General features: G+C 65.2%; 26 protein-coding genes. 14 read left to right on the forward strand and 12 right to left on the reverse strand.

Features of this window, described 5'->3' with window-relative positions; genetic code table 11:
- The first annotated feature begins 272 nt into the window (after positions 1–272).
- Both H1204_RS20415 and H1204_RS20420 read left to right on the forward strand, forming a co-directional pair.
- The gene (locus H1204_RS20415) at positions 273–1,271 is read left to right on the forward strand and encodes a hypothetical protein (protein WP_180732463.1); all 999 of its coding nucleotides are present in this window, start codon (positions 273–275) and stop codon (positions 1,269–1,271) included.
- A 168-nt stretch (positions 1,272–1,439) separates the two neighbouring features.
- Positions 1,440–2,561, forward strand: coding sequence for a J domain-containing protein (locus tag H1204_RS20420; RefSeq protein ID WP_180732464.1), 1,122 nt, complete (start codon positions 1,440–1,442; stop codon positions 2,559–2,561).
- A gap of 29 nt (positions 2,562–2,590) precedes the next feature.
- Here H1204_RS20420 and H1204_RS20425 read toward each other — a convergent pair whose 3' ends face one another.
- From H1204_RS20425 to H1204_RS20435, 3 genes are all read right to left on the reverse strand, one after another.
- Positions 2,591–3,550 carry a TauD/TfdA family dioxygenase gene (locus tag H1204_RS20425; RefSeq protein ID WP_180732465.1) on the reverse strand — a complete coding sequence of 320 codons (960 nt, stop codon included), beginning with the start codon at positions 3,548–3,550 and terminating at the stop codon, positions 2,591–2,593.
- A 225-nt stretch (positions 3,551–3,775) separates the two neighbouring features.
- The gene (locus tag H1204_RS20430; protein ID WP_180732466.1) at positions 3,776–4,231 is read right to left on the reverse strand and encodes a TerB family tellurite resistance protein; all 456 of its coding nucleotides are present in this window, start codon (positions 4,229–4,231) and stop codon (positions 3,776–3,778) included.
- 42 nt (positions 4,232–4,273) lie between these two features.
- Positions 4,274–4,459: a DUF3563 family protein gene (locus tag H1204_RS20435; protein ID WP_180732467.1), complete on the reverse strand. Its 186-nt coding sequence runs from the start codon at positions 4,457–4,459 to the stop codon at positions 4,274–4,276.
- 320 nt (positions 4,460–4,779) lie between these two features.
- Here H1204_RS20435 and H1204_RS20440 point away from each other — a divergent pair, with 320 nt between their 5' ends.
- The 6 genes from H1204_RS20440 to H1204_RS20465 all read left to right on the forward strand — a co-directional run bounded on the left by H1204_RS20440 (position 4,780) and on the right by H1204_RS20465 (position 9,469).
- A complete protein-coding gene (locus H1204_RS20440) occupies positions 4,780–5,055 on the forward strand; it encodes a hypothetical protein (protein ID WP_180732468.1) in 276 nt (91 codons plus the stop codon).
- A 108-nt stretch (positions 5,056–5,163) separates the two neighbouring features.
- Positions 5,164–5,472: a DUF4148 domain-containing protein gene (locus H1204_RS20445; RefSeq protein ID WP_180732469.1), complete on the forward strand. Its 309-nt coding sequence runs from the start codon at positions 5,164–5,166 to the stop codon at positions 5,470–5,472.
- A gap of 253 nt (positions 5,473–5,725) precedes the next feature.
- A complete protein-coding gene (locus H1204_RS20450; RefSeq protein ID WP_180732470.1) occupies positions 5,726–7,054 on the forward strand; it encodes an ATP-binding protein in 1,329 nt (442 codons plus the stop codon).
- Positions 7,055–7,407: 353 nt separating this feature from the next.
- Positions 7,408–8,082, forward strand: coding sequence for a response regulator transcription factor (locus H1204_RS20455; protein ID WP_007589771.1), 675 nt, complete (start codon positions 7,408–7,410; stop codon positions 8,080–8,082).
- A gap of 94 nt (positions 8,083–8,176) precedes the next feature.
- Positions 8,177–8,452 (forward strand): hypothetical protein, encoded by a 276-nt coding sequence (locus H1204_RS20460; RefSeq protein ID WP_180732471.1) that lies wholly within the window; start codon positions 8,177–8,179, stop codon positions 8,450–8,452.
- Positions 8,453–8,461: 9 nt separating this feature from the next.
- Positions 8,462–9,469 (forward strand): alpha/beta hydrolase, encoded by a 1,008-nt coding sequence (locus H1204_RS20465; protein WP_180732472.1) that lies wholly within the window; start codon positions 8,462–8,464, stop codon positions 9,467–9,469.
- Positions 9,470–9,546: 77 nt separating this feature from the next.
- Here H1204_RS20465 and H1204_RS20470 read toward each other — a convergent pair whose 3' ends face one another.
- The 4 genes from H1204_RS20470 to H1204_RS20485 form a co-directional block, all read right to left on the reverse strand.
- Complete coding sequence (locus tag H1204_RS20470) at positions 9,547–10,800, reverse strand: MFS transporter (protein WP_180732473.1); 1,254 nt, start codon at positions 10,798–10,800, stop codon at positions 9,547–9,549.
- 116 nt (positions 10,801–10,916) lie between these two features.
- On the reverse strand, positions 10,917–11,858 hold the full coding sequence (gcvA, locus tag H1204_RS20475; protein ID WP_180732474.1) for a transcriptional regulator GcvA: 942 nt from the start codon (positions 11,856–11,858) through the stop codon (positions 10,917–10,919).
- 152 nt (positions 11,859–12,010) lie between these two features.
- Entirely contained in the window at positions 12,011–12,241 is a 231-nt protein-coding gene (locus H1204_RS20480) for a zinc ribbon domain-containing protein (protein WP_180732475.1), read from the reverse strand.
- A 59-nt stretch (positions 12,242–12,300) separates the two neighbouring features.
- Positions 12,301–12,621: an HNH endonuclease gene (locus H1204_RS20485; protein ID WP_180732476.1), complete on the reverse strand. Its 321-nt coding sequence runs from the start codon at positions 12,619–12,621 to the stop codon at positions 12,301–12,303.
- 122 nt (positions 12,622–12,743) lie between these two features.
- Between H1204_RS20485 and H1204_RS20490 the strand changes: the two genes are divergently transcribed.
- Positions 12,744–13,337, forward strand: coding sequence for an SLATT domain-containing protein (locus H1204_RS20490; RefSeq protein WP_180732477.1), 594 nt, complete (start codon positions 12,744–12,746; stop codon positions 13,335–13,337).
- Positions 13,338–13,362: 25 nt separating this feature from the next.
- Here the strand turns inward: H1204_RS20490 and H1204_RS20495 are convergent, their stop codons facing one another.
- Entirely contained in the window at positions 13,363–14,313 is a 951-nt protein-coding gene (locus H1204_RS20495) for a PTS sugar transporter subunit IIA (RefSeq protein WP_180732478.1), read from the reverse strand.
- Between the two features lie 198 nt (positions 14,314–14,511).
- Between H1204_RS20495 and H1204_RS20500 the strand changes: the two genes are divergently transcribed.
- From H1204_RS20500 to H1204_RS20510, 3 genes are all read left to right on the forward strand, one after another.
- A complete protein-coding gene (locus H1204_RS20500) occupies positions 14,512–15,207 on the forward strand; it encodes a glutathione S-transferase family protein (RefSeq protein WP_180732479.1) in 696 nt (231 codons plus the stop codon).
- Between the two features lie 154 nt (positions 15,208–15,361).
- Positions 15,362–15,952 carry a YSC84-related protein gene (locus tag H1204_RS20505; protein ID WP_180733243.1) on the forward strand — a complete coding sequence of 197 codons (591 nt, stop codon included), beginning with the start codon at positions 15,362–15,364 and terminating at the stop codon, positions 15,950–15,952.
- Positions 15,953–16,131: 179 nt separating this feature from the next.
- On the forward strand, positions 16,132–16,662 hold the full coding sequence (locus H1204_RS20510; protein WP_180732480.1) for a universal stress protein: 531 nt from the start codon (positions 16,132–16,134) through the stop codon (positions 16,660–16,662).
- Position 16,663: 1 nt separating this feature from the next.
- Here H1204_RS20510 and H1204_RS20515 read toward each other — a convergent pair whose 3' ends face one another.
- From H1204_RS20515 to H1204_RS20525, 3 genes are read right to left on the reverse strand one after another with little or no spacing between them, the layout of a single operon-like run.
- The gene (locus H1204_RS20515) at positions 16,664–19,480 is read right to left on the reverse strand and encodes an Hsp70 family protein (RefSeq protein ID WP_180732481.1); all 2,817 of its coding nucleotides are present in this window, start codon (positions 19,478–19,480) and stop codon (positions 16,664–16,666) included.
- A 14-nt stretch (positions 19,481–19,494) separates the two neighbouring features.
- Positions 19,495–21,354, reverse strand: a complete 1,860-nt coding sequence (locus H1204_RS20520) for an Hsp70 family protein (RefSeq protein ID WP_180732482.1) — start codon at positions 21,352–21,354, stop codon at positions 19,495–19,497.
- Complete coding sequence (locus H1204_RS20525) at positions 21,351–21,929, reverse strand: DUF2760 domain-containing protein (RefSeq protein WP_180732483.1); 579 nt, start codon at positions 21,927–21,929, stop codon at positions 21,351–21,353. Before H1204_RS20525 ends, H1204_RS20520 begins: the two co-directional genes overlap by 4 nt.
- A gap of 405 nt (positions 21,930–22,334) precedes the next feature.
- On the opposite strand from H1204_RS20525, the gene H1204_RS20530 reads away from it, so the two are divergent.
- The gene (locus tag H1204_RS20530) at positions 22,335–22,733 is read left to right on the forward strand and encodes a DUF3597 domain-containing protein (protein ID WP_180732484.1); all 399 of its coding nucleotides are present in this window, start codon (positions 22,335–22,337) and stop codon (positions 22,731–22,733) included.
- A gap of 68 nt (positions 22,734–22,801) precedes the next feature.
- Positions 22,802–23,740 (forward strand): exodeoxyribonuclease III, encoded by a 939-nt coding sequence (xth, locus tag H1204_RS20535; protein ID WP_180732485.1) that lies wholly within the window; start codon positions 22,802–22,804, stop codon positions 23,738–23,740.
- A 28-nt stretch (positions 23,741–23,768) separates the two neighbouring features.
- Here the strand turns inward: xth and H1204_RS20540 are convergent, their stop codons facing one another.
- Entirely contained in the window at positions 23,769–24,710 is a 942-nt protein-coding gene (locus H1204_RS20540) for an LLM class oxidoreductase (protein WP_180732486.1), read from the reverse strand.
- Positions 24,711–24,815: the final 105 nt, after the last annotated feature.

The raw sequence follows: 24,815 nt of genomic DNA on the forward strand, positions 1-24,815 counted from the left end.
GCTGAGTGTATGACTGCGCACACTGTCTATTTTGCGACGCTCGACCATCGCGTTCGTGCCCGATAATATGGCGCGTGACGCTACACGTCTATTTGCTGGCTGATTTTGCATCGGGCAAGCGGCCCGAAAGCCAAGACGAACGAGGCGCGGCAGGACCTGCCTGCAGGATGGACGCCTCGCTCCCGTCGCGCACCGCGCCGCAATGTGCCTGATTTCTTCGAACACAGACGGCTTGCCGGGAAGGGCTGCCCGGCGCATGAGAGGGACGTGGCATGTTGAACAAGTTGATTGACATCGCGAGACACATCCGACGTAGCGAACGCTTCAAACATTCGATCAGCACGCCGGGTCGCATCACGTTGCACGCGCAACAACGTCTGAACCGCGGCTACTTTGCGATCGAGATTCGCGCGCACTCCGGCTTCTTTTCTGTCATGCAGATGGTGCTGTTCATCCTGATGTATTGCGAAGAAAAGCGCCTCACGCCGCTCATTTCCGCGCGCGGCGGAATTTATGGCGACGCCGAAGGCAAGGTCGACTGGTTCTCCGAATACTTCGACACCATTGGCGCGGCGCCGCTGCCATCGTCGAGCGTGCGGGTGCGTACGTCGGTCGTGAGAGATCTGGGCGGGCTCGGGTTTCGTCGCCGGTATGAGCCGAGGCTCGATCTGCGGCACGCCAGCGCGCTGTTCCGTTCGCACTACCAGCCCGCCGCGCCGATCCGCGACGAAGTGGACGCGATCCGCAAGCGGCTCGGCATCGGCACGTCGACGCTCGGCGTGCATTTTCGCGGCACCGACAAGAAGGCCGAGGCGCATACGATTGCGTGGGAAGCGTTCTGCCGTCTCGTCGAGAGGACGCTTGCCGAAGAGCGGCAACTGACAAACATTTTCGTGTCGAGCGACGAGCAGGCGTTCCTCGATTACTTCGTCCAATGGGACTTTCCCGTGCCCGTCAGCGTCGCGCCCGCAACGCTGCTTGCAACGGGCAGCACGCCCGTGCACTTCAGCGGTCATCCGGGACTGGCGATCGGACGCGAGGCGCTGGTCGCGAGTCTTCTGCTCGCAAGTTGCGGGTATCTGGTGAAGACGCCGTCGTATCTGTCCGCCTGGTCGAAAATGTTCAATTTGTCACTACCGGTTAAACTCGCCGTGCCGCCGCGCGAAGGCGCGTTCTGGTTCCCGGACAGCCAGATCTGGAACGAGCAGCAAGAGCGCCGCGAAACCACGGCAGCAGCAGACGTCCGGTTGCAGGACCAGAAAACGGCCTGAACGGCGCGGCGCATGCCGCAACGCAATACGGCCGGGCGCTGCGCGAAATGCGGCCTGGCCCACAACGGCGATCGAAAAGCCGGTGGCCGGCCGCGTTCGCGAGCGGCCGGCGCGTCGGCGCTCGCGTAGAATCATCACAAAATACCAGCACGGCAATCGGGGAAGGGCGTGAAAATTCACAGCCACTACGACAATCTGAAAGTCTCGCGGGACGCGCCTCAAGAGGTGATCCGCGCGGCCTATAAGACTTTGAGTCAGAAATATCATCCTGACCGGCGGATCGACGATCCCGATGCCGAGCGGGTGATGAAGATCATCAACGCGTCTTACGCGGTTCTGAGCGACCCTGTGCAACGCAAGGAGCACGACGAATGGCTCGCGCGTAAAGAACGCGAAGCGGCTGCTGCGGCTGCGCCGCAAGCGCCGCCGCGTCAGTCGGCGCCGGCCTCCCAGCGGACGAACTGGCAGGCGGCAGCCGCGCAGACCCGGCGCGAGGTCCCGCCGCGTTCGAGCACATGGTCATCGCATGCCCATATCGATCCGCGCGCTGCAAAGAGAAAGCCGCGCGCGGCGTCCGGATTTTCGCTGCGCAAGATTTCGCTGCGAAGCTGGACGGTGATCGGCGTCTGCGCATTCTTCGGTTACGTCGCGATTTCGGAATCGACGACGCCGTGGCCGTTCACGCGCAACACGTCTTCGCATAGCTCGTACTATGGCTCGCCATACGGTACGCGCAGTCACGCCGACGCCGATGACGCGACGCCCCCGGATGGCAAACGGCGCGGTCTTGCGGCGATGTCGTCGGCGCAGGCAGCAACCTCGCCGTGGACCAGCGACGGGTCCGTCACTGGCGGCGCTTCAGCCTCGCATGCGCTGTTCGTGAGGCCCACGCTCGCGCCGAACGGCCTGCCTTGGCCGTCGACGGCGTCCTATCTCGACGGCATGCCTGTGGGCGCACCGGGCGGGCATTCCTCGGTGACGATCGACAACTCCGTCAACCGCTTCGACGTGTTCGGCAAACTCGTCTACAACGCGTCCGTGTTCGACCAGCCGGTGCGCCATTTCTTCGTGCCGGCCGGGCAGACTTTCACGCTGATCGGCGTCGCACCGGGCGCGTACGACGTCCGCTATCAGAATCTCGACGACGGCGGCCTGTACAAGTCGCAAGGTTTCGAACTCAACGAACAGGCCGCCGGCAACAGCGTCGACGCGACCAACGTGAGCATCACGCTATACGCGTTGCCGGGCAGCACCGTGCAGCCGACGACCATCGGCCGCGGCGACTTCTAGTCATCGAAGGTTGCCGGCAAGCGCGCCGCTCACTGCAGCGTCGCGCCCGCACCCCGCAGCACCACGCTCTGCCGCCCGTCGATGCTCACGGGCACATCGCCGTGCACCGTCGCGCGCCGCACGACGCGATGCGCGTCGCCATAATCATTGATCGCGTAGTGCTGCGTCGCGCGGTTGTCCCAGATCGCGACGTCGCCTTGCGTCCAGTTCCAGCGCACCGTGTTCTCGAGCCGCGTGACGTGATCGTGGAAAGTCTGCAGCAGATGCGTCGAGTCGCCCGCCGACAGTCCCTTCAGGCGCTGCACGAAATGACCTAGCACGAGCGAGCGTTCGCCCGTCTCCGGGTGCACGCGCACGACGGGATGCTCGGTCGCGTAAACCGTCGACGTGAACACTTCGCGGTAGCGCTTGAGTTGCTCGGTGTCGGCGTTCACGTGCGACGACGCGTAGTCGTAGGCATTCGTATGCAGCGCCCAGAGCGTGTCGGCAAGACGGCGCAACGGTTCGGGCAGATTCTCGTAAGCGGCCGCCGTGTTGGCCCAGACGGTGTCGCCGCCATACGGCGGAATCACGACTGCGCGCAGGATCGATATCTTCGGATACGCGTCGACGAACGTGACGTCCGTATGCCATGAGTTCGCGCGCGCGCCATGCTGCGAATCGAGTTCGAGCAGATGGCGGCTGCCGTCGACGGACGGCACGGTCGGATGCGCGACGGTCTCGCCGAAGCGCCGCGCGAACGCCTCCTGCTCGGTGTCGTCGAGATGCTGCTGGCCGCGAAAGAACAGCACCTTGTGCTTCAGCAGCGCGGCGTGGATCGCATCGAAGGTCTGCGCATCGATCGAGCCGGACAGCCTGACACCTCGAATCTCCGCGCCGATGCGGCCGGCGACGCGGCGCAGATCGAGCGTTTCGGGCGCAGCATGCGCGGCTTGCGTGACGATCGTGCTTGCGTTCGATGGGGCGAAACCCGCTTGCGTATTCGACATCTGACGTCTCCGTGTAAGTGGGAACGTCCATTCAAGCAGCGCGCTCGCGCAAAGAGAACTGACATTTCGTGCGAAGGTGTCCAGGCGGCTTACGCTATCGATAGGCGGATTCGTGCTATGCGAGCGGCACGCAGGCTCGAAGGAACAGGGAAGCGTTGCTTTCCCACCTCGGCACATGATGCGTCGGCGGGAAAGCGCGGTGGATCGAGAGAAAGTGATGGACCCTCAGCCCGGCTGAATCGGTACCAACTTCAGTTTGCGCCGCAGACTCCGCGTGTCGTGCATGTCGTACGCTTCGGGCATCTGCCACGCCGCACGCAACAATTGAATGAACGCCGCTTCGCCTTCGGACAGATGTCCGTCTGCGTGCGCGCCTTCGTTGCACAGCGCGATGACTTCGCGGCGCAGCCGCCAGTCCTTGACGTCCTGCGCAAGACAAAAAATCACGGCAGGGTCGAGGCGGCAGGTATCGCCCCAGTTCAGATAGGCCGTCGACGTCAGGTCCTCGCACATCTGCTGCATGACGGCGAGCAGTTGTCCGCGGTTCATCTTCAGGCGCGCTTCCATCCCGTAACGATCCAGTGCTTCGAGTTCGTCGACGCCGACGTGTCCGTCCGACAGCAGGCAGGCGGCCACGATGCGGGCGGCTGCCTCGGGACTGTCGCTTCGATAGTGACGCATTTCAGATCTCCTTTGCTTCGATTCGATTGACTGCGCGGTGCATTACGCGATCCAGTCGCGCGGCGCGAGGTTCGAATTCACGTGAAACGGATAGCTGCTGTCGTCGAGCATGCGCTGGCGGCGTTCGAGATCGGCGAGGTCCGTCGACGATGCGAGCCATGCTTCGCGTTCGCTGTCGCGCGAGGACGTGAACAGCGTGCCGAGACGGTGTGCGAGCTTGTTGAACATGATGTGCTCCTTCAGTAGTGCGATAAGGAAACGCGCTGGCGAATGGGATTCGCACGGCTGCGTGACTGCGATGCGCGGGCTTTGTGCTGCTTGCCGTTTCGTCGCTTTCGACCATGACGCTGCATCGACGGGATGAATCGTAGGCGCGGTGAATTAGCGGGAAATGAGTGCGTCAGGCGTGTGATCAATCGTTATGTCACGGTGTGCCATAACGATTTTTTGGCCTGATTCAGGGGCTAATTCTTTGCTCACTCTCGGCGCACAGAATGCGAACCAACCGATGCATCACTGACAGGGCATCGAATGTCGAGGAGAACAACATGAAAGGGATTCGCCACATTGCAGTCGCCGCATTGCTCGGCTTGGGACTGGTGAGCGCCGCGCAGGCACACGTGTTCGTCGGCGTCGGGATTGGACCCGTTGCGCCTGTCGTGCCCGTCATGCCCGTCGTCTCCGTCGCGCCGTTGCCCGTGTATGCGCCGCCTGTGTATTACGCGCCGCCTCCGCCTGTGTACGCGCCGCCCGTCGTGGTCGGCTACTGGGGGCATCCGCACTATGCCTATCGCGGCTATTACGGCTATGGCTACTGGCGCTAGGCAGACGGGGAGCGTGCCATAACGTGCGCTCATTTGTTTCTAATTTTCGATCTCTACGATGAACTTCATCGCAAGGCTCATCGAGCCAATAACCCGGAGGGAAACATCATGAAAACGCTGATTCAGACGGCTGCAGTCGCTGTGTTGCTCGCACTGCCCATCGCCTCGTTTGCGCAAACCACGGCACCCGTCTCGCGTGCCGAAGTCGAAGCGCAACTCACACAACTGGAAAGCGCGGGCTACAACCCGATTGGCGACAAGGCGCACTATCCAGCGAACCTCGAAGCTGCGCAGGCGCGTCTCGACGCGCAGCACGCGGACGGATATGGCGGCGTCGCGGACGGCACGTCGCAAGACGGAGTGGCCTTCCATCCTCAATACGATGTCGGGATGAAGTCGATTTACGTCGGACATTGAAGGGCCACTGAGGGCCACTGAAGGGCCACCGACCCCGGCGACCAACCCGATATGAAACCGCGGGCGCGCAGAGAATTCTGCGCGCCCGCATCATTGTCTCTACAACCAGAAGAGCGTGTAGTGCGGTGTAGAATCGGCTCGCCGAAAGGCTCGCCAATAAGGAAGCACCGCTGACCGCCAATGCAGTGTGGCACGTCAGCCCTGGCGTTCAATACCGTTAGCACAACTCTCACCGGACGGCACGCATCAGACCATGTCCATGCCCAAGATCCGCTCCCTCAGAAATCAACTCGTGCTCGCCCTCTGTGTGCTGGTGAGCGTCGTCGGCGTGGTGCAGGGCATCAGCTCGTGGCAGCTTGCCAAAGCCGGCATGAGCGCGCTGCTCGATCTGCGTCTCGAACAGGTGGCCACGCGCCTGTATCACAGCGGCCTCGCCGATGCGCTGCCCACCACGCCCGCACGCGGCTCGCAGCCGGAGCGGGATGTCTATCTCACGGTCTGGAAGGACGGCATCGATTCGCCTTACCGTTCGACCGACCCCTCACTCGCGTTGCCGCGCGAGGCCGAGCCGGGCTTCACGAATGCGATGGTGAACGGCGAAAACTGGCGTATCTACACGCTGCGCGAGCCGTCGATGGTGGTCCAGGTCGCACAGCGTTCGCGCGTGCGCCAGGACCTCGCGGAAGCGCGCTCACTGAATACGCTGTGGCCGATGATCGTGCTCGTGCCGCTGGTGTGGATCGCCGTGCTGCTCGTCGTGCGGCGCGCGCTGAGGCGCCTGACGCGGCTCGGCAGACAGGTACAGGCCATCGACATGGCGCATTTCGAGCAACTGTCGACCTCGGGCGTGCCGACGGAGATACGCCCGTTCATCCTGTCGATCAACACGATGATCGAACGGCTCGAACGGTCCATCGAGAGCGAGCGGAAGTTCATCGCCGACGCCGCGCATGAGCTGCGCACCCCGCTTACCGCGCTGCAGTTGCAGGCGGACAACCTGGCGCCGCATATCGCGCCCGGCAACCAGGAGCGCTTCCGCGAACTGCAAAGCGGCATCCGGCGCAGCGGCCGGATGATCGCGCAACTGCTGCGGCTCGCGCGCGCCGATGCGCCCATGAAGGCGGATACGCTGACGCGCGTCGACGTGTCGGAGGTGGTCGTCGATGCCGTGGCCGAAGTCCTGCCGATCGCGATGCAGCGCGGCATCGACATCGGCGCCGACGAGATGACGAGTGCGTTCGTGCGCGCGAACGACGCCGATATCGGCATTGCGCTGCGCAACCTGGTCAGCAACGCGATCCGCTACACGCCCGACGGCGGCAAGGTCGATCTGAGCATCCAGGTGCGCGACGGGAAGGTGTGGATCGAAGTGGTCGATAACGGGCCGGGCATCGACGAGGCGCTGCTGCCGCGCGTGTTCGACCGGTTTTTCCGGGCCAATGTGCAGATCGAGGGCAGCGGGCTCGGCTTGTCGATCGTGCAGGCCATCGTGAACCGGTATGGCGGGGAGGCGAGCCTGCGCAATCGTGCGGATGGGCAATCGGGGATCGTCGCGTCGATCGGTTTTCCGTCGGTGCCGTAAGCAGTGCCATAAGCGATGCCATAAGCGCGGTGTCGCTCATTCTTTGCTAATTCGCCGTGCCTAAGATGGGAACTGTTGGAGCAGACCCCTCTGGTTCTGGCACGGCGATCGGTGCACGCCAGAATCCTTCGGCCGACTGCGTAGGCAGTCGGCCTTTTTTTGTCGTCGATACCGAACGGTTTAGCCTGTGCGGGCTCGGTTATCATGCGATCTGGCTGGTGCGCGGGAGTGGGGCGCGCCGGCGGCCACGGCCCGGAATCGCAAACCGCCGCCCGCGTGCAGAGCGCCCCGCGGCTGATTGGTCCTTGCGCTGCGGCCAACGACAACGCTTCGTTTGCTGTGGACACGACATCATGCGAGTGCTACTGGTTGAAGACGATCTGCAGATTGGCCAAAGTCTGATGCGCGCGCTGCAGGACGCTGACTACAGCGTCGACTGGGTGCGCGACGGCAATGCGGGCAGCGCGGCCATCGCTGCCGCCGAATACACCGTCGTCCTGCTCGATCTCGGCTTGCCGGGCATGGGCGGCATCGAATTGCTGAGGTCGGCCCGCGCGGCGGGCAACACCGTGCCCGTGCTGATCCTCACCGCGCGCGACGACCTTGAAGCGCGCGTGCAGGGCCTCGACGTCGGCGCCGACGACTACGTGCTCAAACCCTTCGACGTGCCCGAGCTGATGGCGCGCATGCGCGCCGTGTTGCGGCGCAAGGCGGGCTACGCATCGTCGCGTCTCGGCGACGACGCGCTGAACCTCGATCTCGACAAGCGCACGCTGTGCTGCAATGGGGTGTCGTCGGTATTGTCGGCGCGCGAGTTCGCGCTGATGCTCGCGTTTCTCGAACGGCCCGGCACGATCCTGTCGCGCGACCAGCTGGAGGACAAGCTGTATGGCTGGGGCAAGGAAGTCGAGAGCAATGCCGTCGACGTGCTCATTCACTCGGTGCGCAAGAAGTTCGGACAGTCGGTGATTCGCAATGTACGCGGGCTCGGCTGGACCGTCATGCTCGGCGAAGCGCCGAAAACCTGAGCGCCGCGCGTCCTCATTCTTCCCTCACTCTGCATCGACACAATCTCCTCGACCGCACAGCAATCACGCTGAAACGCGCGGCGAGGAGAGAGCGATGAAAGGTATTCCCGAAGTCAACGTAGTTGTCGAGCGCAACGATGTGTTCAACGACACGCCGGCCGCATTCGATAGGTACGATCCCAGCACCCGTACGCGGATCGCCGTGCATATCGACTGCACGCCGCAAAACGCCGCGTGTGCGAACCTGCGCGCGCCCGTCTATGCCGCGCGCGCTTACCGCATGCAGCCCTCGCGGTGCCGCATCGGCGCGCGTGTGCGCTATCCGCGTTGCGCCGGCTGGGGCGACGGTTTTGGTTCGACGCAACGCTGAGGCGCGGCCATGTCGAAGCATCCGGCTATCGAAGGCCTCGCGGATCGCATGACCGCAAGCTGGCAGGCGCGTGTCGTTCTCTGTGCGATGCCGCTGCTGGTCGGGCGGCGCGCTCCCGCACGTTGCGCACCGCCCGATGTCACGCAGGTGCGCACGCGCTCGCGCCTGCTGTCGTTGCTGGGCGCGTGGCTCGCGGCGCTTCTCAATCCCCGTTCACGCAGGGTGCGCGATGGCGGTCTCGACGGGCTGTGGACTTTGCCGTCGACCCGACCCGGACCGATCGCGAACGCGATTCTGTACCTGCACGGCGGCGGCTATTACTTTGGATCGCCTGCGACCCATCGCGCGGTGACGACGGCGCTCGCCGCGCATAGCGGCGCGCCCGTGTTCGCGCCCGACTACCGGCTCGCGCCCGAGCATCCGTTTCCCGCCGCGCTCGAAGATGCGTTGCACGCCTACCGCACGCTGATCGCGCGCGGCATCGCGGCGAACTCGATCGTCGTCGCGGGCGACTCGGCGGGCGGCGGGCTCGCGCTCGCGTTGCTGGCCGCGCTGCGCGACGCGGGCGACGCCTTGCCGGCGGGTGCCGTGCTGTTCTCGCCATGGTCCGATCTGACGACGACATGGCGCGCCGCGCGCGGCACAGGGCCAACGACACGGGTCGCGATGCAGCACGCCGCGCAGTTGTACATCGGCGACGCTAGCGCGTGGGACCCGTATGTGTCGCCGGCGCGCGGTGAACTACACGATCTGCCGCCCATCCATCTGCAGATCAGCGACAGCGAAGCGATGTACGAGGATGCGCTCTCGCTGGCGGCGCGCCTCAATCGCGCGGGCGTGACGGTGCAGGTTGCGCAATGGCATGCGATGCCGCACGCGCTGCCGTGTTTCGCGCCGTTTCTGCCGGAAGCGAATCAGGCATTGCGGCAGGCGGCGATATTCGTCAGGCGCTGCTACGCGACGCGCAAACGCGAGGCTGCGGCTGCCGTCGTCGCGTGCGAGGGGGACGGCACATGACAAAAAAACGGACGACCTGAGCCGTCCGCGTCAATGGCCAATACTGAACACTGGCCTCTGGAAAGCCTCTGCGAAACTCAGGCGCGCGCCGGTTCGACGGGTGCGTGGACCGTATCGTCGATCGGGAAATGCAGCAGCGCGGCGAACAGTCCCGCCAGTGCCGTCGCGGCCCAGATCAGCGTGTACGAGCCCGTCGCGTCGAACACGTAGCCGCCGAGCCACGCGCCGAGGAACGAACCTAACTGGTGGCTGAGAAACACGACGCCGAACAGCGTGCCGAGATGCCGCGTGCCGAACACCTTGGCGATCAGGCCGCTCGTGAGCGGCACGGTGCCGAGCCACGTCAGGCCCATCACGGCGGCGAACAGCACGACGGAAGCCGTCGACTTCGGCAGCAGGAAGAACACGGCAATCGTCGCCCCGCGAATCAGATACAGCCAGCCGAGCACATGCTGCTGACGGAAGCGCCCGCCAAGCCAGCCGCACGCCCAACTGCCCGCCATGTTGAACAGGCCGATCAGCGCGAGGGCGGTGGCACCGAGTCCCATCGGCATGTGGCACAAGCTCAGATAGCCGGGCAGGTGCGTGGCGATGAACGCAAGCTGGAAGCCGCAGGTGAAGAAGCCGAGCGTCAGCAGCCGGTAGCCGCGATGACGCATGGCGTGCGCGAGCGTCTCGCGCAGCGGCGGGACAGTGGTTGCTGCGGGTGATGCAGCCACATGCGGCGCGCCGACTTCCCTGCGGCGGTCGAGCAGCATGCCGAAGGGCGCGGCGACCAGCATCAGGAAGGCGAGCGCGTAGAGCGAAGTCGATATGCCCGACGTTTCGCGCACCAGTTGCGCGAACGGCACCATCAGCACCTGTCCCAGCGAGCCGCCCGCGCTCGCGATGCCCATCGCCATGCTGCGCTGTTCGGGCGTCGCGGCGCGCCCGACGGCCGTTAGCACGACGCCGAACGTCGTGCAGCTCACACCGATGCCGACCAGCAGCCCAAGCCCCGCAATCAACGCGATACCGGACGGCGAACCGGCCGCGAGCGCGAGACCCGCAGCGAAGGTGGTGGCGCCGAACGCGACGACGGGCGCGGCGCCGTAGCGGTCGGCGGCGGCGCCTGCGAACGGCTGCGCGAAGCCCCACACGAGATTGTGCAGTGCGATCGCGAAGGCCACGAGCGTGACGGGCAGGCCGCGATCGTACGAAAATGGCCCGATGAAGAGACCGAAGGTCTGCCGGATGCCCATGGCCGCGCTGATGATCAGCGCGGCGGCGACGATCACGTAAAACGTCGGGTTTTTAAGGGGCGCTGCGTAAGCGGGTTTGACCGTTGACATGTTTCGTTTCCTCCTGGCGGCATCCTCGCAGCAGCCAGCAGGCGCGACAAACGAAAAGTTTTCGGCGACAGATGAAGAAAATTCACTCGCAGGGGGAGCGGGGCGCTGGTGGGTTTCTAGCGGGTGGCCGCCGTGAAGTGCGCGGCTTCGCCCGTTGAAGCAGCGTCATCGAACGCATGCGCTTCGTGAAGCAGCCAGCGCTTGAATGCCTGCAGATCAGGCCGCTCGTCCGTGCCTTCCGCGCTGACCAGCCAGTACGCCGTCTTCGCATCGACGGTCGGCGTGCTGGCTTCGACGAGCGTGCCCGCGTCCAGCTCGCGGTTCACCAGCGGCCGTCTGCCGATCGCGACGCCCATGCCCGTCGTGGCCGCTTCGAGCGCCAGCTGGATCGTGTCGAAACGCACGCCGCCCGACGCGTCGATATCGTGGACACTCGCACCGTCCAGCCACGCCTGCCAGTCTTCGCTCGCGGTGTCGACATGGATCAGCGTCGCGCGGCGCAAGTCGACGTTGCCATGTGTATCGCACAATGTGTCGCGATACGCGGGGCTGCAAACGGGCACGAGCCGCTCGCCGAACAGCCGGCTCCAGTCGCTGCCTGGCACGGGACCACGGCTCAGGCGGATGCCGAAGTCGAAGCCGTCGACGGGAAAGCCTACCTGGCGGCGCGAGGTATCGACGGAAACGTCGATGTTCGGCCACTGCGCGCGAAACTCGAACAGGCGCGGCACGAGCCAGCGCATCGCGAGCGTCGGCGCGCAGCTCACCGTCACCGTGCGATGCGTGCGGTTGTCGGGCAGCCGCTGCGTGCCAAGCGCGATCAGCGAAAACGCTTCGGCAATGTAGGGGAAATACTGCTCGCCGGCTGGCGTCAGCGACAGCTTGCGCGGCTCGCGCACGAACAGCGCGATCCCAAGCGATTCTTCGAGCGCGACGATGCCGTGGCTGATGGCGCTTGGCGTCACGTTCAGTTCGGCGGCGGCGAGCTTGAAGCTGCCGTGCCGCGCCGCTGCCTCGAAGAAGCGCAGCGAGTTCAGCGGGGGCAGGCGAAGCGGCATGGCGCAACCTTTGGGCGTCGTGGGTGAAGGGAAGTGGTTTCGCGCGAGGAACTCGGCACAGCCCGCATGGCGCGGCTAGAGACTAGCGGCGCACCGTGCGTGCCGCAAGCCGCGAACGTTGCGCCAGGACATGCCGCGCCGTTCGCGCGCGCTCAAGGGCAGCACGAGCAGCCGCGATGCCGCATGCCATATCCGCCTTCGCCTTCGGACGCGCCGCCCGACGAACCGCCCGACGCGCTGCCGAGCAACGCCGGCGCGCCGACCCGCACGCGTTCCGCGGACGTGCCGCAGCGAGGACAACTGGCCGGTTCGTCGCGTTCGGCGATGCGCCGCGCTGCTTCAAACGTGCCGCATTCGGCACACTCGTAGTCGTATACAGGCATGACTTGTTCCGTTGTTGTCGACACGACGGGCACCACGCGCCCGATGCGCGCGACACGTTTCAGCGCTTGCGCCGGCTGCTGCGCGTACGCTCGTGAAACCCATCGGGCTTCGTGCGTACCCAGTTCACGAAAGCTCTGACTTGTTCGTTTTCGAGCAGGCGATCGACGGATGCGTAGCTTGTCGCCAGTTCGCGCTCCGAAAAGAGCGCATGCAACTGCCGATGGCAGATCCGGTGCAGCGCGACCGTTTCGCGGCCGCCTTCGGCCTTCGGAACCAGATGATGCTCGTCGCGCTGATCGGCTGGAATCGCGCGGCCGCACAACGGACACGCTTCTTCCGCCGGCGGACGATACCAGGACTCCACTTCGCGCTTTACCATCGATGCCCCTGCGTATCCCGTCATCCTACCAACTTTCGCGGCGCTCACTCGTCGCCGCGTGCCGCCGCGTGCGCAAGCCGCGATGCTATGCTGGCCTCTCTTCGTCAAAGGAAGGCAAGGGCATGACGATGGTCGATACGCATGCGGAACCGGGCGCCGGTGTGGGCTCGCGCCCCGATCCCGCTTTGAGCGGGCGCGCCGAATACCGGCCGCCCGTCAACGAGGACGAGTTGCTGTTGAAGTGGATTCGCCGCGCGCGCGAGTCGCAGAAGAGCCACTACGACATGGCCGATCTGCTTGCCGCGCGCAACCGGATGTTCGGCATCGGCGTGACGGTCGTGTCGGCCGTGGTGGGCACGACGGTGTTTCTGTCGCTGGTGGCGTCGGCGGATTCGCGATGGGTGCGGCTCGTCGTCGGGCTGGTGAGCATTGCGGCGGCCGTGTCGGCGGCGTTGCAGACGTTTCTGCGCTATGCGGAGCGTGCCGAGCAGCATCGCTCGGCGGGCGCGCGCTATGGCGCGGTGCGGCGCAGGCTGGAAGCGATTTACGCAGGCGACCCCGGCGCGCGTGACGGCCGCTACGTGAGTGAAGTGCGCGACATCCTCGACCGGCTCGCGGAAGACTCGCCAAGCGTGCCGCCGCGCGTGTTCCGGCGCACGCAGGAAACCTTGCGCGTCGCGGCGTTGCAAGGCCGCGACGAAGTCCGCTGGGAATGAACGGGCAAGGTGACCGACGCGGGCGTCAAGCCCGCAGCCGCGCGCTGGACGCGTCGCCACGCGCAGCGGGATGAGGCATCAGGGAAGGGATGTCTGCAGGCTCGGCGGCGCTGCTGAACAGCCGGCACACTTCGCTTGCACTGTCGCACGCGTGCAGGCGGTCGCGAAAATGCTGGTCGCAAAAGCGCTGCGCGACATCCGCGAGCAGATTCAGATGCATCGTGTTCGCGCCTTCGGGCACCAGCAGCGCAATCACGTCGCGCACAGGCTTCGCGTCCGGCGCGTCGAAGTCGAGCGGCACGCGCGGGCGCACGTACAGTACGACAGCCGTCAGCAAGCCCGCGATCTGGCTATGTGGTACGGCGACGCCTTGTCCGAGCCCCGTCGAGCCGAGCGCTTCGCGCGTGTTCAATCCGTCGATCACCTGGCCGGCGGGCACGCCATAGTGTGTTTCGCAAAACACGCCGAGTTGCGCGAACAGCGCCGCGCGATCGGCGACGGCCGTGTCGAGCAGCACGTTGCCGGGGCTCAGCAGACGGTCGAGCGTGTCGGCGTCGTCGTCGCTGGTTTTGACGGGTGGCTTCGCGGGGCGCAGCGCGCTCGCCGCCTGCGCCCACGAGGTTGCGCGCAGCAGATCGCGCCAGCCGTCCGTCGGCGTGTCGGGAATCTCGAACAGATGACCGAACTGCGCGGCAGGCGCGATACGCGTCACCTGCTGGATCGCGCTGTTCACCGCGTCTTTCGGCAGATACAAGGAAAGCTGCACGCGCTCGGTATGCGGCAGCGTTGCGATGCGGATGGTCCACGGCTGGCCCGCGCAATCGCGGGTCAGCGCACGGCGCAGCGGTGTAACGTGTTGCGCGTCGAGCGTTACGCGCATCATCACGCTGCGGCCGGACGCGCGGCGCCGCGCAGTATCGTCGTGATGGTGGTGAACGCCGAAAATGGCGCGCAGAATGGCTCGGGTCTTCGTCATGCCCTTTTCTCCAGACTGACAACGAAGCTAGCGTAGCGCGATTCGCATTAAAACCGAATAAAAAAACGGGGCGCCCGAATGTGGGGTGACGCACGCATTGCAGCGCGCAATGGTGTTAAAGACGTGCCTGTGGCGCCGCGCTTTGCCCATGAAGAATGCCCGCAGAATCGATACTCACGAACCACGGAGACTTCATTCATGTTGACGCTGTATTCGTACCCCGATCTGTTCGGCGTCGCCGACAACAACGCGTTCGGCCTGAAGGTCTACGCGTTCATGCGGCTGTGCGGGCTCGATTTCGAGCACCGGCATATTCTCGATACGTCGCACGCGCCGCGCGGCCAGTTGCCGTATCTGTCCGACGATGGCGAGACGATCGGCGACAGCGACGCGATCATCGCGTATCTGAAGGACAAGTACGATCTGCGGATCGACAGCGCGCTATCGCAGGGTCAGGCGAATCTCGACTTCCTTGTGCGCCGCACACTCGACGATCTCTATTGGCCGATGAGCTATTCGCGCTGGCGCGACGATCGTTATTGGCCGGCGTTTCGCGATGCCGTGCTGCGCGAGCATGCCGACGTCACCGCGAACGATCTCGAAGCGGCGCGCGAGTACAACAGACAGCGCTATCACTATCAGGGCATCGGCCGTTACGAGCCGGATCAGGTGTACGCGCGGGGTATCGGCGATTTGCGGGTGGTGGCCGATCTGCTTGGCGACGACGGCTTCGTGTTCGGCCCCGATCCGGCGACCATCGACGCCGCGATCTACGGCTTTGTCGCGAACATTTATTTCTATGAAATCGACACGCCGCTGAAGGCGTATGTGATGTCGCGTCCCGAACTGGTACGCCATTGCCGCGCAATGCATGAGCGTATCGCGAGGGCTTGAAACGCGGGCGGTAAGGAACTCGAACGCGGCATCGGCTGTCATCGGATAGGATTGACCTTCGTCAAAAGATCGAAGCGGAACGATCGACATACACCCGCTACGGGATCAACCACGGGTATCCACCATGGCATCAAGCAAGGGAGCAACAATGACAATGCAACGCCGCCGATTCATCGCCATGACCACGACCGCGCTCGCTACGGGCGGACTGGCGCTTGCGGGCTGCACGACCACAGGGCCGTCGTCGGATGCGTCGCCTGAAGCGAACACGGGTAAGCGCAGGTCGATCGACGCGGACGTCGACGGAACACTCACGCGTCTGTTCAACACGATCGGCGGCTCGCGTGAGCTTGCCGACAAGTCGCGCGGCATCCTCGTCTTCCCTTCGGTGATCTCGGCGGGCTTCTGGTTCGGCGGGCAGTACGGACAGGGCGCACTGCGCGTCGGCGGGCAGACGTCGGGCTATTACAGCATCGCGGCGGCGTCGTTCGGCCTGCAGATCGGCGCGCAGTCGAAGGCGATCATCATGCTGTTCATGACGGACGACGCGCTTAACGAGTTCACGCGCAGCCAGGGGTGGTCGGCGGGCGTCGATGCGTCGGTTGCGCTCGTGAACGTCGGCGCGAACGGCAATGTCGATACGTCGACCGCGATGAGTCCCGTCGAAGCGTTCGTGCTCACGAACGCCGGGCTGATGGCGGGTGTATCGCTGGAAGGCTCGAAGATTTCCCGCCTGATCATCTGACCGCATTCGTCCGATTGCATGTCACGGATGGCGCGCCCGGCGCCATCCAGTTTCCCTCGAATCCTCAGTTCAATCGCGCTGCGCATCTGCCGCAGCGGGCCGTGCCTCGCTCATTTATCGCTAAGTCTCGCGTCGCATCATGCATGACACGGAACAACGCAACGACGGAGGCACACGAAATGATCAGGCACATTCTGGTAGCGGTCGGCACGAACCCGGACAACAGCGTATTGAAGACCGCCATCGACAAGGCCCGCCACACAGGCGCACGGCTGACGGCCGTGTATGTCGTCGACACGATGCCCTGGTGGGCGATGGCGGGTGTCGAGTACGGCTGCTTCGACTCGATACAGATGGTCGAAGAACTGGAGCGCACGGTCGAGCGCCGCTGCAAGGAAGTGTTCGAACTCGACGCATGGGACATTCATACGCAGGCCGTCACGGTACCGCTCGAAGGCGGCAGCGTGGGCCGCAGAATCGCGCGGTTCGCCGATGAACTCGACGCGGACATGATCGTCGTCGGCGCGGGGCAGGGTTCGAGATGGCGTTTCTGGGAAGAGCGGATGAGCGACGTGGTCGCGCGCTGCACGCGTCGCGCGGTGCTGGTCGCAGCAACCGTCGATGCGCGCCGCGACGCGCCCGCAAGCCAGGACGATCATCGCCACCAGCAGCCACGGGCGAGCGCACCCGCTCGCGCTCAAACGCTTTGAGCTACGCGCCGCCGATCAGCTTCAGGCCCGCCGGCAACGATTCGCCGAATACGCGGCCGGTGTCGGCTTCATCGAGCGCGACGGTCTCGCGGACCATCTGGACCCATGCGGGCGCCGCGCCGAGCGTTTCGAGCCGCTTTATCACCGTTTCGCGCGCTGCGTCGGGCAGGTCGCGCGAACGGTCGCCCGTCATGCGCGACAGTTGCACGGCGGCGAACGCGGCGGGCTCGACCTTTTTCCAGTCCAGCGCGAGCACGGCTTCGAGCCAGGGCAGCGCGACCTCGGGCGGCACGACACCATGGGCGCTGCCGTAGAACGGCAGCCGCGCGCCGATGCGCCCGATGGCCCACCACGTTTGATGATTCTCCGAAGGCTTGCGCAGCCGTTCGAGCAATTGCTGTGCGAGCGCGATCTTGCGCTCCACCGAAATGCGCTCCAGCGAAGCCTGCACGCGAATCATGTCCGCATAGCCGACCTTGGCGGGATCGAACGGCAGCTTCTGCTTTTTGATGCTCGCGGCTTGCAGGAACTCCATCGCGTCGAGCAACTGCAACTGCGCGTCCTCGCTCAGCCCGCCTGCCGCGCGACGCCATAGCGTCCACCATTCGGACCACACCCGGCTTTCGTGGATGTACTGGATGCCGTCGTCGAAGATCGACCACAGCTGTTCGACGCGCCATTCGTCGAGCGGATAGCCAAAGCCCGGCCGCAGACAATAGCCCACGAGATTGAGCCACAGCCGCTCATGATCCGCCGAGCGGCGCCGGCGCTTTGCGCGGTCCCACAATGCGCCGAACAGTTCGCGCAAGAGCGCTACGTCCCAGTTCTCGCGCGGTCCGAGCGTGTGTTCGAGTTGCGCGCGCAGCCGCTTCACTTCGCTGGGCCCGACATTCGATGCACGCGCGCCAAACGCGCGCTCGATCAGTTCGATCGCATTGTCGAGCGATGGGTGGCGCGCGCTTTCGCCGTTCTCATGAGTCGTCGCCGAAGCCTCGTCGCGCCGCAGTTCGAATTGCAGCAGCCAGCGTTGCGAAGGGTCGTCCGTGGCGATGCAGTTCACTTCGAGCGTGCCGACTTCGGTGATCGACGTGGTGAGCTTCACGGGTCGCTCGTCGGCATCGGATGCCTGCTGGCGTTGCACGACGGTTGCGATGGGCGGCAGACGGATGAAATCGCCTTGCGAAAGATCGGTGAGTTCGCCGGGCTTGAAGCGCGTATCGGCGACCGTCGACATCAAATGAAAACGCACCGGCTGACCGAGCCGCAGCGCGAACACGCGGTCGTCGAGATGCACCTCGTGCGCTTCTTCCGTGCCGCGCGGCAACAGGCAGATGCCCTGATCGCCTTCAAGCACGAGGAAATAGCTGCGCGCCGAACCGCCGCCGATGCGCGGCGCGTTGCCCGCGCGCGCGAGCCCATAGGCGACGGCGCCGCGCGCGACGGCGACATCAGGATGATCGTTCTGCAGCACGTGCAGCGGCTGGTTGCGCCATCCGCCGAGCGTGTCGGCGAGTCGTTGCGTCAGCGCGTGTGCGCGGAACACGCCGCCGTTGAGCAGCAGTGTGTCGGGGACGGGCAGCGTGTCGTCTGCGCTGTTCCCGTCTGCCTCGCCGAGCGCCTCGCGCGATTGCGCGGCGAGCCGCTTCAGAAACGCCGCGACGTGTCGCGTAACGGCGGCGTCACTGGCATACGGCAGGCCGAACTCGACGATCGCGGCGCGCGAGCGGCGCGGCATGTCGTCGGCGGAGACTTGCGGGAAGAATCCATCGACAACGATGCGGCCGATTTCATCGGGCGTCAGGTGCGTGGTGCGCGCGCCGCCAATCAGGCGCGAGCCCGAGCCTAGCAGCGTGATCGGGACCGACCCGGGCGCGTTCGCATCGAGCAACTGCTCTTTCGCGACGCGGCAGCGCTCGACCAGTTGCGACAGACTCGCCGCCGATAGCCGCGCCTGACTGTCCTGCGACTGTGTAAGACGCGTTTCGGCGAGCCGCGCGAGCGCGAGGTCCATGTTGTCGCCGCCGAGCATCAAATGATTGCCGACGCCGATACGCGTCAATTGCGGCTCGCCGCTCGCGTCGATGTGAACCTTGATCAGCGTGAGATCGGTCGTGCCGCCGCCGACGTCGCAGATCAGCACGAGCTTCGTGTCGCTTAACTCTTCTCGAAGATTGACCCGATGACGAAACAGCCAGTCGTAGAACGCGGCCTGCGGCTCTTCGAGCAGCCGCAGCGCGGGCAGCTTCGCGAGACGCGCGGCTTCGAGCGTCAACGCGCGGGCGCCTTCGTCGAACGATGCGGGCACGGTCAGCACGACGTTCTGCTGTTCGAGCGGCGCATCGGGAAAGCGCGTGTTCCAGGCGGCGCGCACGTGCGCGAGGTAGCTCGCGCTCGCGGCGACGGGCGAGACTTTCGCGACGTCGTCGGGCGCGCCCCACGGCAGGATCGGCGCGAGCCGGTCCACCGACGCATGCGACAGCCAGCTTTTCGCGCTCGTGACGAGGCGTCCCGGCACCTGCGCGCCGAGCGCGCGCGCAAGCTGGCCGATGACGGGCAGCGGCGCGTCGCCCGCCGGTTGAGCGGCTTGCGGCCAAGGCAGTTGCAGATCGCCCGGATTCAGCTCGCCCGCAGCCGGGTGGTAGCGCACGGACGGCAACAGCGGCCGCGCGGCCACTTCACCGGGCGCGACGAGCTGATCGACCTCGAACACGCGGATATCGTCGGAACCTGCTTCGACGTACGCGACGACGGTGTTGCTCGTGCCGAGGTCGATGCCGACCGTGAAGCGCGCGGCCGTCTGCTTCTGCTTTTGCTTCATCGAAGCCTTGACGGTCAGCCTTGCGCGCCGCCGCGCACGTCGAACTCGACTTTCCAGCGCTCGTTCGTGCCGCGTGGAATCGCTTCGAGTTCGAGCGTGCCCGCTTCCGTCACGCGCGCGTGCAGCTTGACGGGCACGACTTCGCCGACGGTGCGGCCTTCGGCGGGCAGCGACGCCTCGATCTCTTCGAGTTCCTGCAACTCGTCCGGCGACCAGTAGTCGAGCATCGTGCCGACCTGATCGAGACGCCGTACCGACGAGCCGAAGAAACGGAAATGCACCGGCTCGCCGACCACCAGCCCGAACTCCTGTTCCGGCAGCGGCGCGTCGGTGCCTTCTTCCATGCCGAAGGGCGCGACGCATAGCGCGGAAATGGGCGGCTCCATGCCGGGCACGGCGGGCATCGCCGATTCGATTGCGACGTAGTACGCGCGCGCCGTGCCGCCGCGAATGCGTACGCCACGACCGCGCTTCACGTAGCCGTAGTACGCCGCGCCGCGCGCAACGGCGAGATCGAGGTCCGCGCCTTCGAGCAGACGCGCGGGCGCGGCGCCGTCGGCTGTTAGCCAGCCGTTGAGCGTCGACATGATCCGCTCGACCAGCAGCGGCGACTTGAACACGCCGCCGTTGAACAGCACAGCGGTCGGATGCAGGAACGTCGCATTGGCTTCGAGCGGCAACTGGCCGTTGCTCTGCGTGCCTTGCAGTTCTGCGAGCGCCGCGACCTGGCGGCCGAGAAACGCCGCGAGATGACGCGTGATGCCCGCGTCCTGCGCGTACGGCAAACCGAGTTGCGTGAGGCCGGCGCGCGTACGGGTCATCGGCCGGGCCGACGACTCGACTTGCGGGAAGAAGCCTTCGAGGATCGTCTGCGTGAGTTCGTCGCGCGTGAGCTCGGTGCGGATCGAGCCGCCGATCAGCTTCGAGCCGCGGCTTGGCACGACGAGCGGCACGGCATCCGTCGACGGATCGGACAGCAGCGTTTCCTTCGCGCCGCGGCATGCATAGGTGAGGGCGCGCAGTTGCCACGGATCGGCCTGCGTGCCTTGCGACGCGAGCTTGCGCGCGACCACGTGCGCGAGCGCGAGGTCCATGTTGTCGCCGCCGAGCAGGATGTGATCGCCGACCGCGACGCGATGCAGTTCGAGATTGCCTTCGCGCTCGATCACGGCGATCAGCGACAGGTCGGTCGTGCCGCCGCCGACGTCGACGACGAGGATGATGTCGCCGACTTTGACCTGCTTGCGCCATCCACCCGTGCTCTTCTGGATCCAGCTATAGAGCGCGGCCTGCGGCTCTTCGAGCAGCGTCATCTGGCCGTAGCCGGCGGCGCCGGCGGCTTCCGCCGTCAGTTCGCGCGCGGCGGGATCGAACGACGCGGGAATCGTCACCGTGATTTCCTGCTGGTCGAACGGCGCATCGGGATGGGCGTGGTTCCACGCCTCACGCAGATGCGTCAGATAACGCACCGAGCTTTCGAGCGGCGACACGCGCGTGACTTCAGGCGGCGCGTCGCTCGGCAGAATGGCAGCGCGGCGGTCGACACCCGGATGGCACAGCCAGCTTTTCGCGCTCGACACAAGGCGGATCGGCGTGCCTGCTCCCCGGTTGCGCGCCATTTCGCCGACGGCGAAGGTGCGCTCGCCCGTCCACGGCAACGCGAGATCGCCGGGCGTCAGTTCGCTTTCGTGCGGCAGATAGAGAAACGACGGCAGCAGATCGAGGTCTTCGATCGCGCCGGGTGCCGTCAACTGGGTGACGGGCATCACCTGCTGTTCGGTCTTTTCGCCGTCGCTTGCAGCGAGATCGACATACGACAGCGCGCAGTGTGTGGTGCCCAGATCGATACCGATCGAATAGCGCGGATCGCTCATAGTTCCACCTCGGCGGGGGCGAGCACGGTGGCGTCGTGGCTTTGCGTGAGCTTCGGCAGACGCACGTCGGCGACGCGCCAGCCGCGATGGCTGATGCTGCCCGAGAACGGCGCCTTTCCGACGACATTGCCCGTCAGGCGGATGGCCGTCGCGTCGAAGCCTTCGTTGATCGTCACGCGGCTGCCTTCGGCTTCGTCGCGCACCGGTTGAATCGTGAAGTGCTCGCGCAGCGTCGCGCGGCAGCCGTCGTGGACGAGGCGGGCGGCCGCGCCGATGTCGGCGTCCGAATACTTCGCGATGTCTTCTTCGACGAAATCGATGAAGCGTGCATCGCGCTGGAGCAGGCCGAGCAACTGGAGCGCGGCCTCGGGCGTGGCTTCCTTGATGACGACGGGCGCAGGCGCCGGGGCGGGTTTCGCTACGGGCGCTGCGGCCGGTGCCGGTGCCGGCGTGGGCGCAGCGCCGCTGCGCGCGCGCAGCACGCTGGCGGCGAAGTCGCGATCACCCAGAATGCTGAAAAATGTTCCGAAGGCAAGCGATAGCCTGCCCAGCAACGAAACGTTCGGTTCGGTCATGAAAGATCGCTCCTGATTCTTGGGGATTCGGTCGCGCCGCGCGGCTGTCGCGCGGCGGCGTGGAATTCGGGGCGGACGGCGGCGGCCGCCGCACACGGGCGGACGCGCTCGATATGTCCGCGTCAAAACCCGTATTTTGCCTTGTTGTGAGCCGTCGCCGGTTCTAAGTCTGATTCCTGCGCAAGTTTGGCGGCCGGATTTTACGTCCTCGCGTAACAATAAGCGGCATCGTCCTGTCATTTTTTGCAGCGAGGATAGGGGGCGTCCAGGTACGTGCAATGCGGCCCGGACGTGCGTTCGTTGGCTATGTCGCCAGCGGTTCGCGTGTTGCCAGGATGCGGCGGGTCTTCGCGGCCACATGGCCCGTGCGCGCTATTGCGTTCAACCGTTTTTCGGAGGCAAGCCATGAGCATTTTCAGCACCATCCTCAGCAAGATCTTCCCGTCGAGCCATCCGGCCGTGCAGGCTGCAGCGGCGCCGGACGCGGCGCCAGCGGCAGATGCCGCGCCTGCCGCAGATGCCGCACCCGCCGCCGCGCCGGCGGAACCCGTCGATGTCGAAGCGGTTCTCACCGCGCTCGCCGAGCAGAATTCGGAGCAGTTGAACTGGCGCACGTCGATCGTCGATCTAATGAAGCTGCTCGGGTTGGACAGCAGCCTCGGCGCGCGCAAGCAGCTCGCAGAGGAACTGGATTACAGCGGCGATACGAACGATTCGGCATCGATGAATATCTGGCTGCACAAGCAGGTGATGACGAAGCTCGCCGAAAACGGCGGCAAGGTGCCGGACGATCTGAAGAACTGAGGGGCGCGGGCGGGCGAAACGCGTGAGCGTTCTGTCATGGGTATGCGACTTGCGACGGCGCGTGGATCATGAAGCTCGCCACGTTCAACATCAACGGCATTCGCTCGCGTTTGCCCGCATTACTGGCCTGGCTGGAACGGGAAACGCCTGATGTCGTGTGCCTTCAGGAGTTGAAGGCGCCCGATGCGGGCTTCCCCGAGGCTGAGATCAATCGCGCCGGCTATGGTGCGATCTGGCATGGACAGATGTCGTGGAACGGCGTCGCGATTCTTGCGAGGGACGCCCAGCCTGTCGAAACCCGTCGCGGTCTGCCCGGCGATCCCGACGATACGCATAGCCGTTATATCGAAGCCGCTGTCGATGGCTTGCTGATTGGCTGTCTGTATCTGCCGAACGGCAATCCGCAGCCGGGGCCGAAGTTCGACTACAAGCTCGCGTGGTTCGAGCGGCTGATCGTCTACGCGAACAAACTGCTCGATTCCGGCCATCCCGTCGTGCTGGCGGGCGACTACAACGTCGTGCCGACCGATTTCGATATCTACAACCCGCGCTCGTGGCTCAAGGACGCGCTGCTGCAACCGGAAACCCGCGAATGTTATGCGCGGCTGCTGAAGCAGGGATGGACGGACGCGTTGCGCACGCGTTTTCCCGATGAACAGGTCTTCACGTTCTGGGATTACTTCCGGCAACACTGGCAACGCAATTCAGGCTTGCGCATCGATCATCTGCTGTTGAACAAGCCAGTCGCCGCGATGATGCGCGATGCGGGCGTCGACCGCTGGGTGAGAGGCGAGCCGCATGCGAGCGATCATGCGCCGACGTGGGTTGTCCTCGATCTCGACGGGCGCGCGGTCAATGTGAAGAAAACTGCAGTGAAGAAAACTGCAGTGAAGAAAACTGCAGTGAAGAAAACTGCAGTGAAGAAAACTGCAGTGAAGAAAACTGCTGCCAGACGAAGCGCTGCCGGAACGACACCAGCAGCCGCGTCAAAGAAAACCGGAAAATAACTTCACGCTGCCCGAATCGACAAACGCGTCACCCGTGAAACTTCGGCAAAACGTCCGCAGCCACTTCCTCCATCACGTCGCGCACAGGCCGGTCTGAACTCAGATTCAGCGTCACATGATGCGTGCCGTTCTCGCGCATCTCGTCCAGCACAGCCAGCAGCGCATGCCGTCCCGCGCGATACCCCAGCGATAGCGGCGTCGCCGGCTCGTGCGGGTTATCGCTCAGATCGAGCCGCATCGCGACACCAAACGCGCGAAACGCAGGCGCCGGCAGACGATCGACGGCCGCACGCCACATGCTGTGCCGTGCGCGCTGCTTCTCGGGCTCGCGGTGATAGGTCATCCATCCGATCGAATGCCGTGCGATCCAGTCGACGCTCTGTCCGCCCGCGCCCACCGCGAGCATCGGCACAGCCAACGGCGGCTGCGGCAGCAGCATGAATTCGGGTGCATTTTCCGGCCGCAAATCGGGTATCACGCGCTGCGTTTCGCCGAGTGCAGCCGCGACCGTGTCCCAGTGCGTCCGATACAGTTCACGCCGAGCTTCGGCATCGCGCCCGAACGCGGCGTACTCGGGTGGCCTGTCGCCTGAGCCGAGGCCGAGTACGAAGCGGCCATCCGACAGCGTCTGCACGGAGCCCGCGCCCTTCGCGATATGCAGCGGATGCCGCAATGTGAGCACGATCGCGCCGCTCGCGAGCGCGACGTGCGTTGTACGCGAGGCGAGCGCGCCGAGCAGTACCCACGGATCGAGATGCCCGACGGGATCGGGATAGTCGGCGCTGTTCAACGGCACGTCGCGCACCCAGAGCGCGCGAAAACCGAGCGTGTCGGCCAGCGCCGCAAGCTCGATCTGCTCGCGAAAGTCCGCGACGATCTGGCCCGCGCGCAACAAGGGCAGCGTCAGCCCGATCGACAGATGGCCTTCTGAAAATACCCGGTGATCGATTGTGGATCTGGCTGTGCTCATCGGTAGTCGCCTGCTATTCCGCCTTCATCGGACGCCCCGCGATGGCGGCGATTCAACGGAAGCCGATCCTAGCATCGCGCCGCAAATCCCACCGGGCAATGGACA

Origin of the sequence: Paraburkholderia sp. PGU19 (assembly GCF_013426915.1) — a bacterium.
Classification (GTDB): domain Bacteria; phylum Pseudomonadota; class Gammaproteobacteria; order Burkholderiales; family Burkholderiaceae; genus Paraburkholderia.

Coding starts and splice junctions, on each gene's coding strand:
- H1204_RS20415 (WP_180732463.1), top strand. CDS start 273: ATGTTGAACAAGTTGATTGACATCGCGAGACACATCCGACGTAGCGAA.
- H1204_RS20425 (WP_180732465.1), bottom strand. CDS start 3,550: ATGTCGAATACGCAAGCGGGTTTCGCCCCATCGAACGCAAGCACGATC.
- H1204_RS20430 (WP_180732466.1), bottom strand. CDS start 4,231: ATGCGTCACTATCGAAGCGACAGTCCCGAGGCAGCCGCCCGCATCGTG.
- H1204_RS20435 (WP_180732467.1), bottom strand. CDS start 4,459: ATGTTCAACAAGCTCGCACACCGTCTCGGCACGCTGTTCACGTCCTCG.
- H1204_RS20440 (WP_180732468.1), top strand. CDS start 4,780: ATGAAAGGGATTCGCCACATTGCAGTCGCCGCATTGCTCGGCTTGGGA.
- H1204_RS20445 (WP_180732469.1), top strand. CDS start 5,164: ATGAAAACGCTGATTCAGACGGCTGCAGTCGCTGTGTTGCTCGCACTG.
- H1204_RS20450 (WP_180732470.1), top strand. CDS start 5,726: ATGTCCATGCCCAAGATCCGCTCCCTCAGAAATCAACTCGTGCTCGCC.
- H1204_RS20455 (WP_007589771.1), top strand. CDS start 7,408: ATGCGAGTGCTACTGGTTGAAGACGATCTGCAGATTGGCCAAAGTCTG.
- H1204_RS20460 (WP_180732471.1), top strand. CDS start 8,177: ATGAAAGGTATTCCCGAAGTCAACGTAGTTGTCGAGCGCAACGATGTG.
- H1204_RS20465 (WP_180732472.1), top strand. CDS start 8,462: ATGTCGAAGCATCCGGCTATCGAAGGCCTCGCGGATCGCATGACCGCA.
- H1204_RS20470 (WP_180732473.1), bottom strand. CDS start 10,800: ATGTCAACGGTCAAACCCGCTTACGCAGCGCCCCTTAAAAACCCGACG.
- gcvA (WP_180732474.1), bottom strand. CDS start 11,858: ATGCCGCTTCGCCTGCCCCCGCTGAACTCGCTGCGCTTCTTCGAGGCA.
- H1204_RS20480 (WP_180732475.1), bottom strand. CDS start 12,241: ATGCCTGTATACGACTACGAGTGTGCCGAATGCGGCACGTTTGAAGCA.
- H1204_RS20485 (WP_180732476.1), bottom strand. CDS start 12,621: ATGGTAAAGCGCGAAGTGGAGTCCTGGTATCGTCCGCCGGCGGAAGAA.
- H1204_RS20490 (WP_180732477.1), top strand. CDS start 12,744: ATGACGATGGTCGATACGCATGCGGAACCGGGCGCCGGTGTGGGCTCG.
- H1204_RS20495 (WP_180732478.1), bottom strand. CDS start 14,313: ATGACGAAGACCCGAGCCATTCTGCGCGCCATTTTCGGCGTTCACCAC.
- H1204_RS20500 (WP_180732479.1), top strand. CDS start 14,512: ATGTTGACGCTGTATTCGTACCCCGATCTGTTCGGCGTCGCCGACAAC.
- H1204_RS20505 (WP_180733243.1), top strand. CDS start 15,362: ATGCAACGCCGCCGATTCATCGCCATGACCACGACCGCGCTCGCTACG.
- H1204_RS20510 (WP_180732480.1), top strand. CDS start 16,132: ATGATCAGGCACATTCTGGTAGCGGTCGGCACGAACCCGGACAACAGC.
- H1204_RS20515 (WP_180732481.1), bottom strand. CDS start 19,480: ATGAAGCAAAAGCAGAAGCAGACGGCCGCGCGCTTCACGGTCGGCATC.
- H1204_RS20520 (WP_180732482.1), bottom strand. CDS start 21,354: ATGAGCGATCCGCGCTATTCGATCGGTATCGATCTGGGCACCACACAC.
- H1204_RS20525 (WP_180732483.1), bottom strand. CDS start 21,929: ATGACCGAACCGAACGTTTCGTTGCTGGGCAGGCTATCGCTTGCCTTC.
- H1204_RS20530 (WP_180732484.1), top strand. CDS start 22,335: ATGAGCATTTTCAGCACCATCCTCAGCAAGATCTTCCCGTCGAGCCAT.
- xth (WP_180732485.1), top strand. CDS start 22,802: ATGAAGCTCGCCACGTTCAACATCAACGGCATTCGCTCGCGTTTGCCC.
- H1204_RS20540 (WP_180732486.1), bottom strand. CDS start 24,710: ATGAGCACAGCCAGATCCACAATCGATCACCGGGTATTTTCAGAAGGC.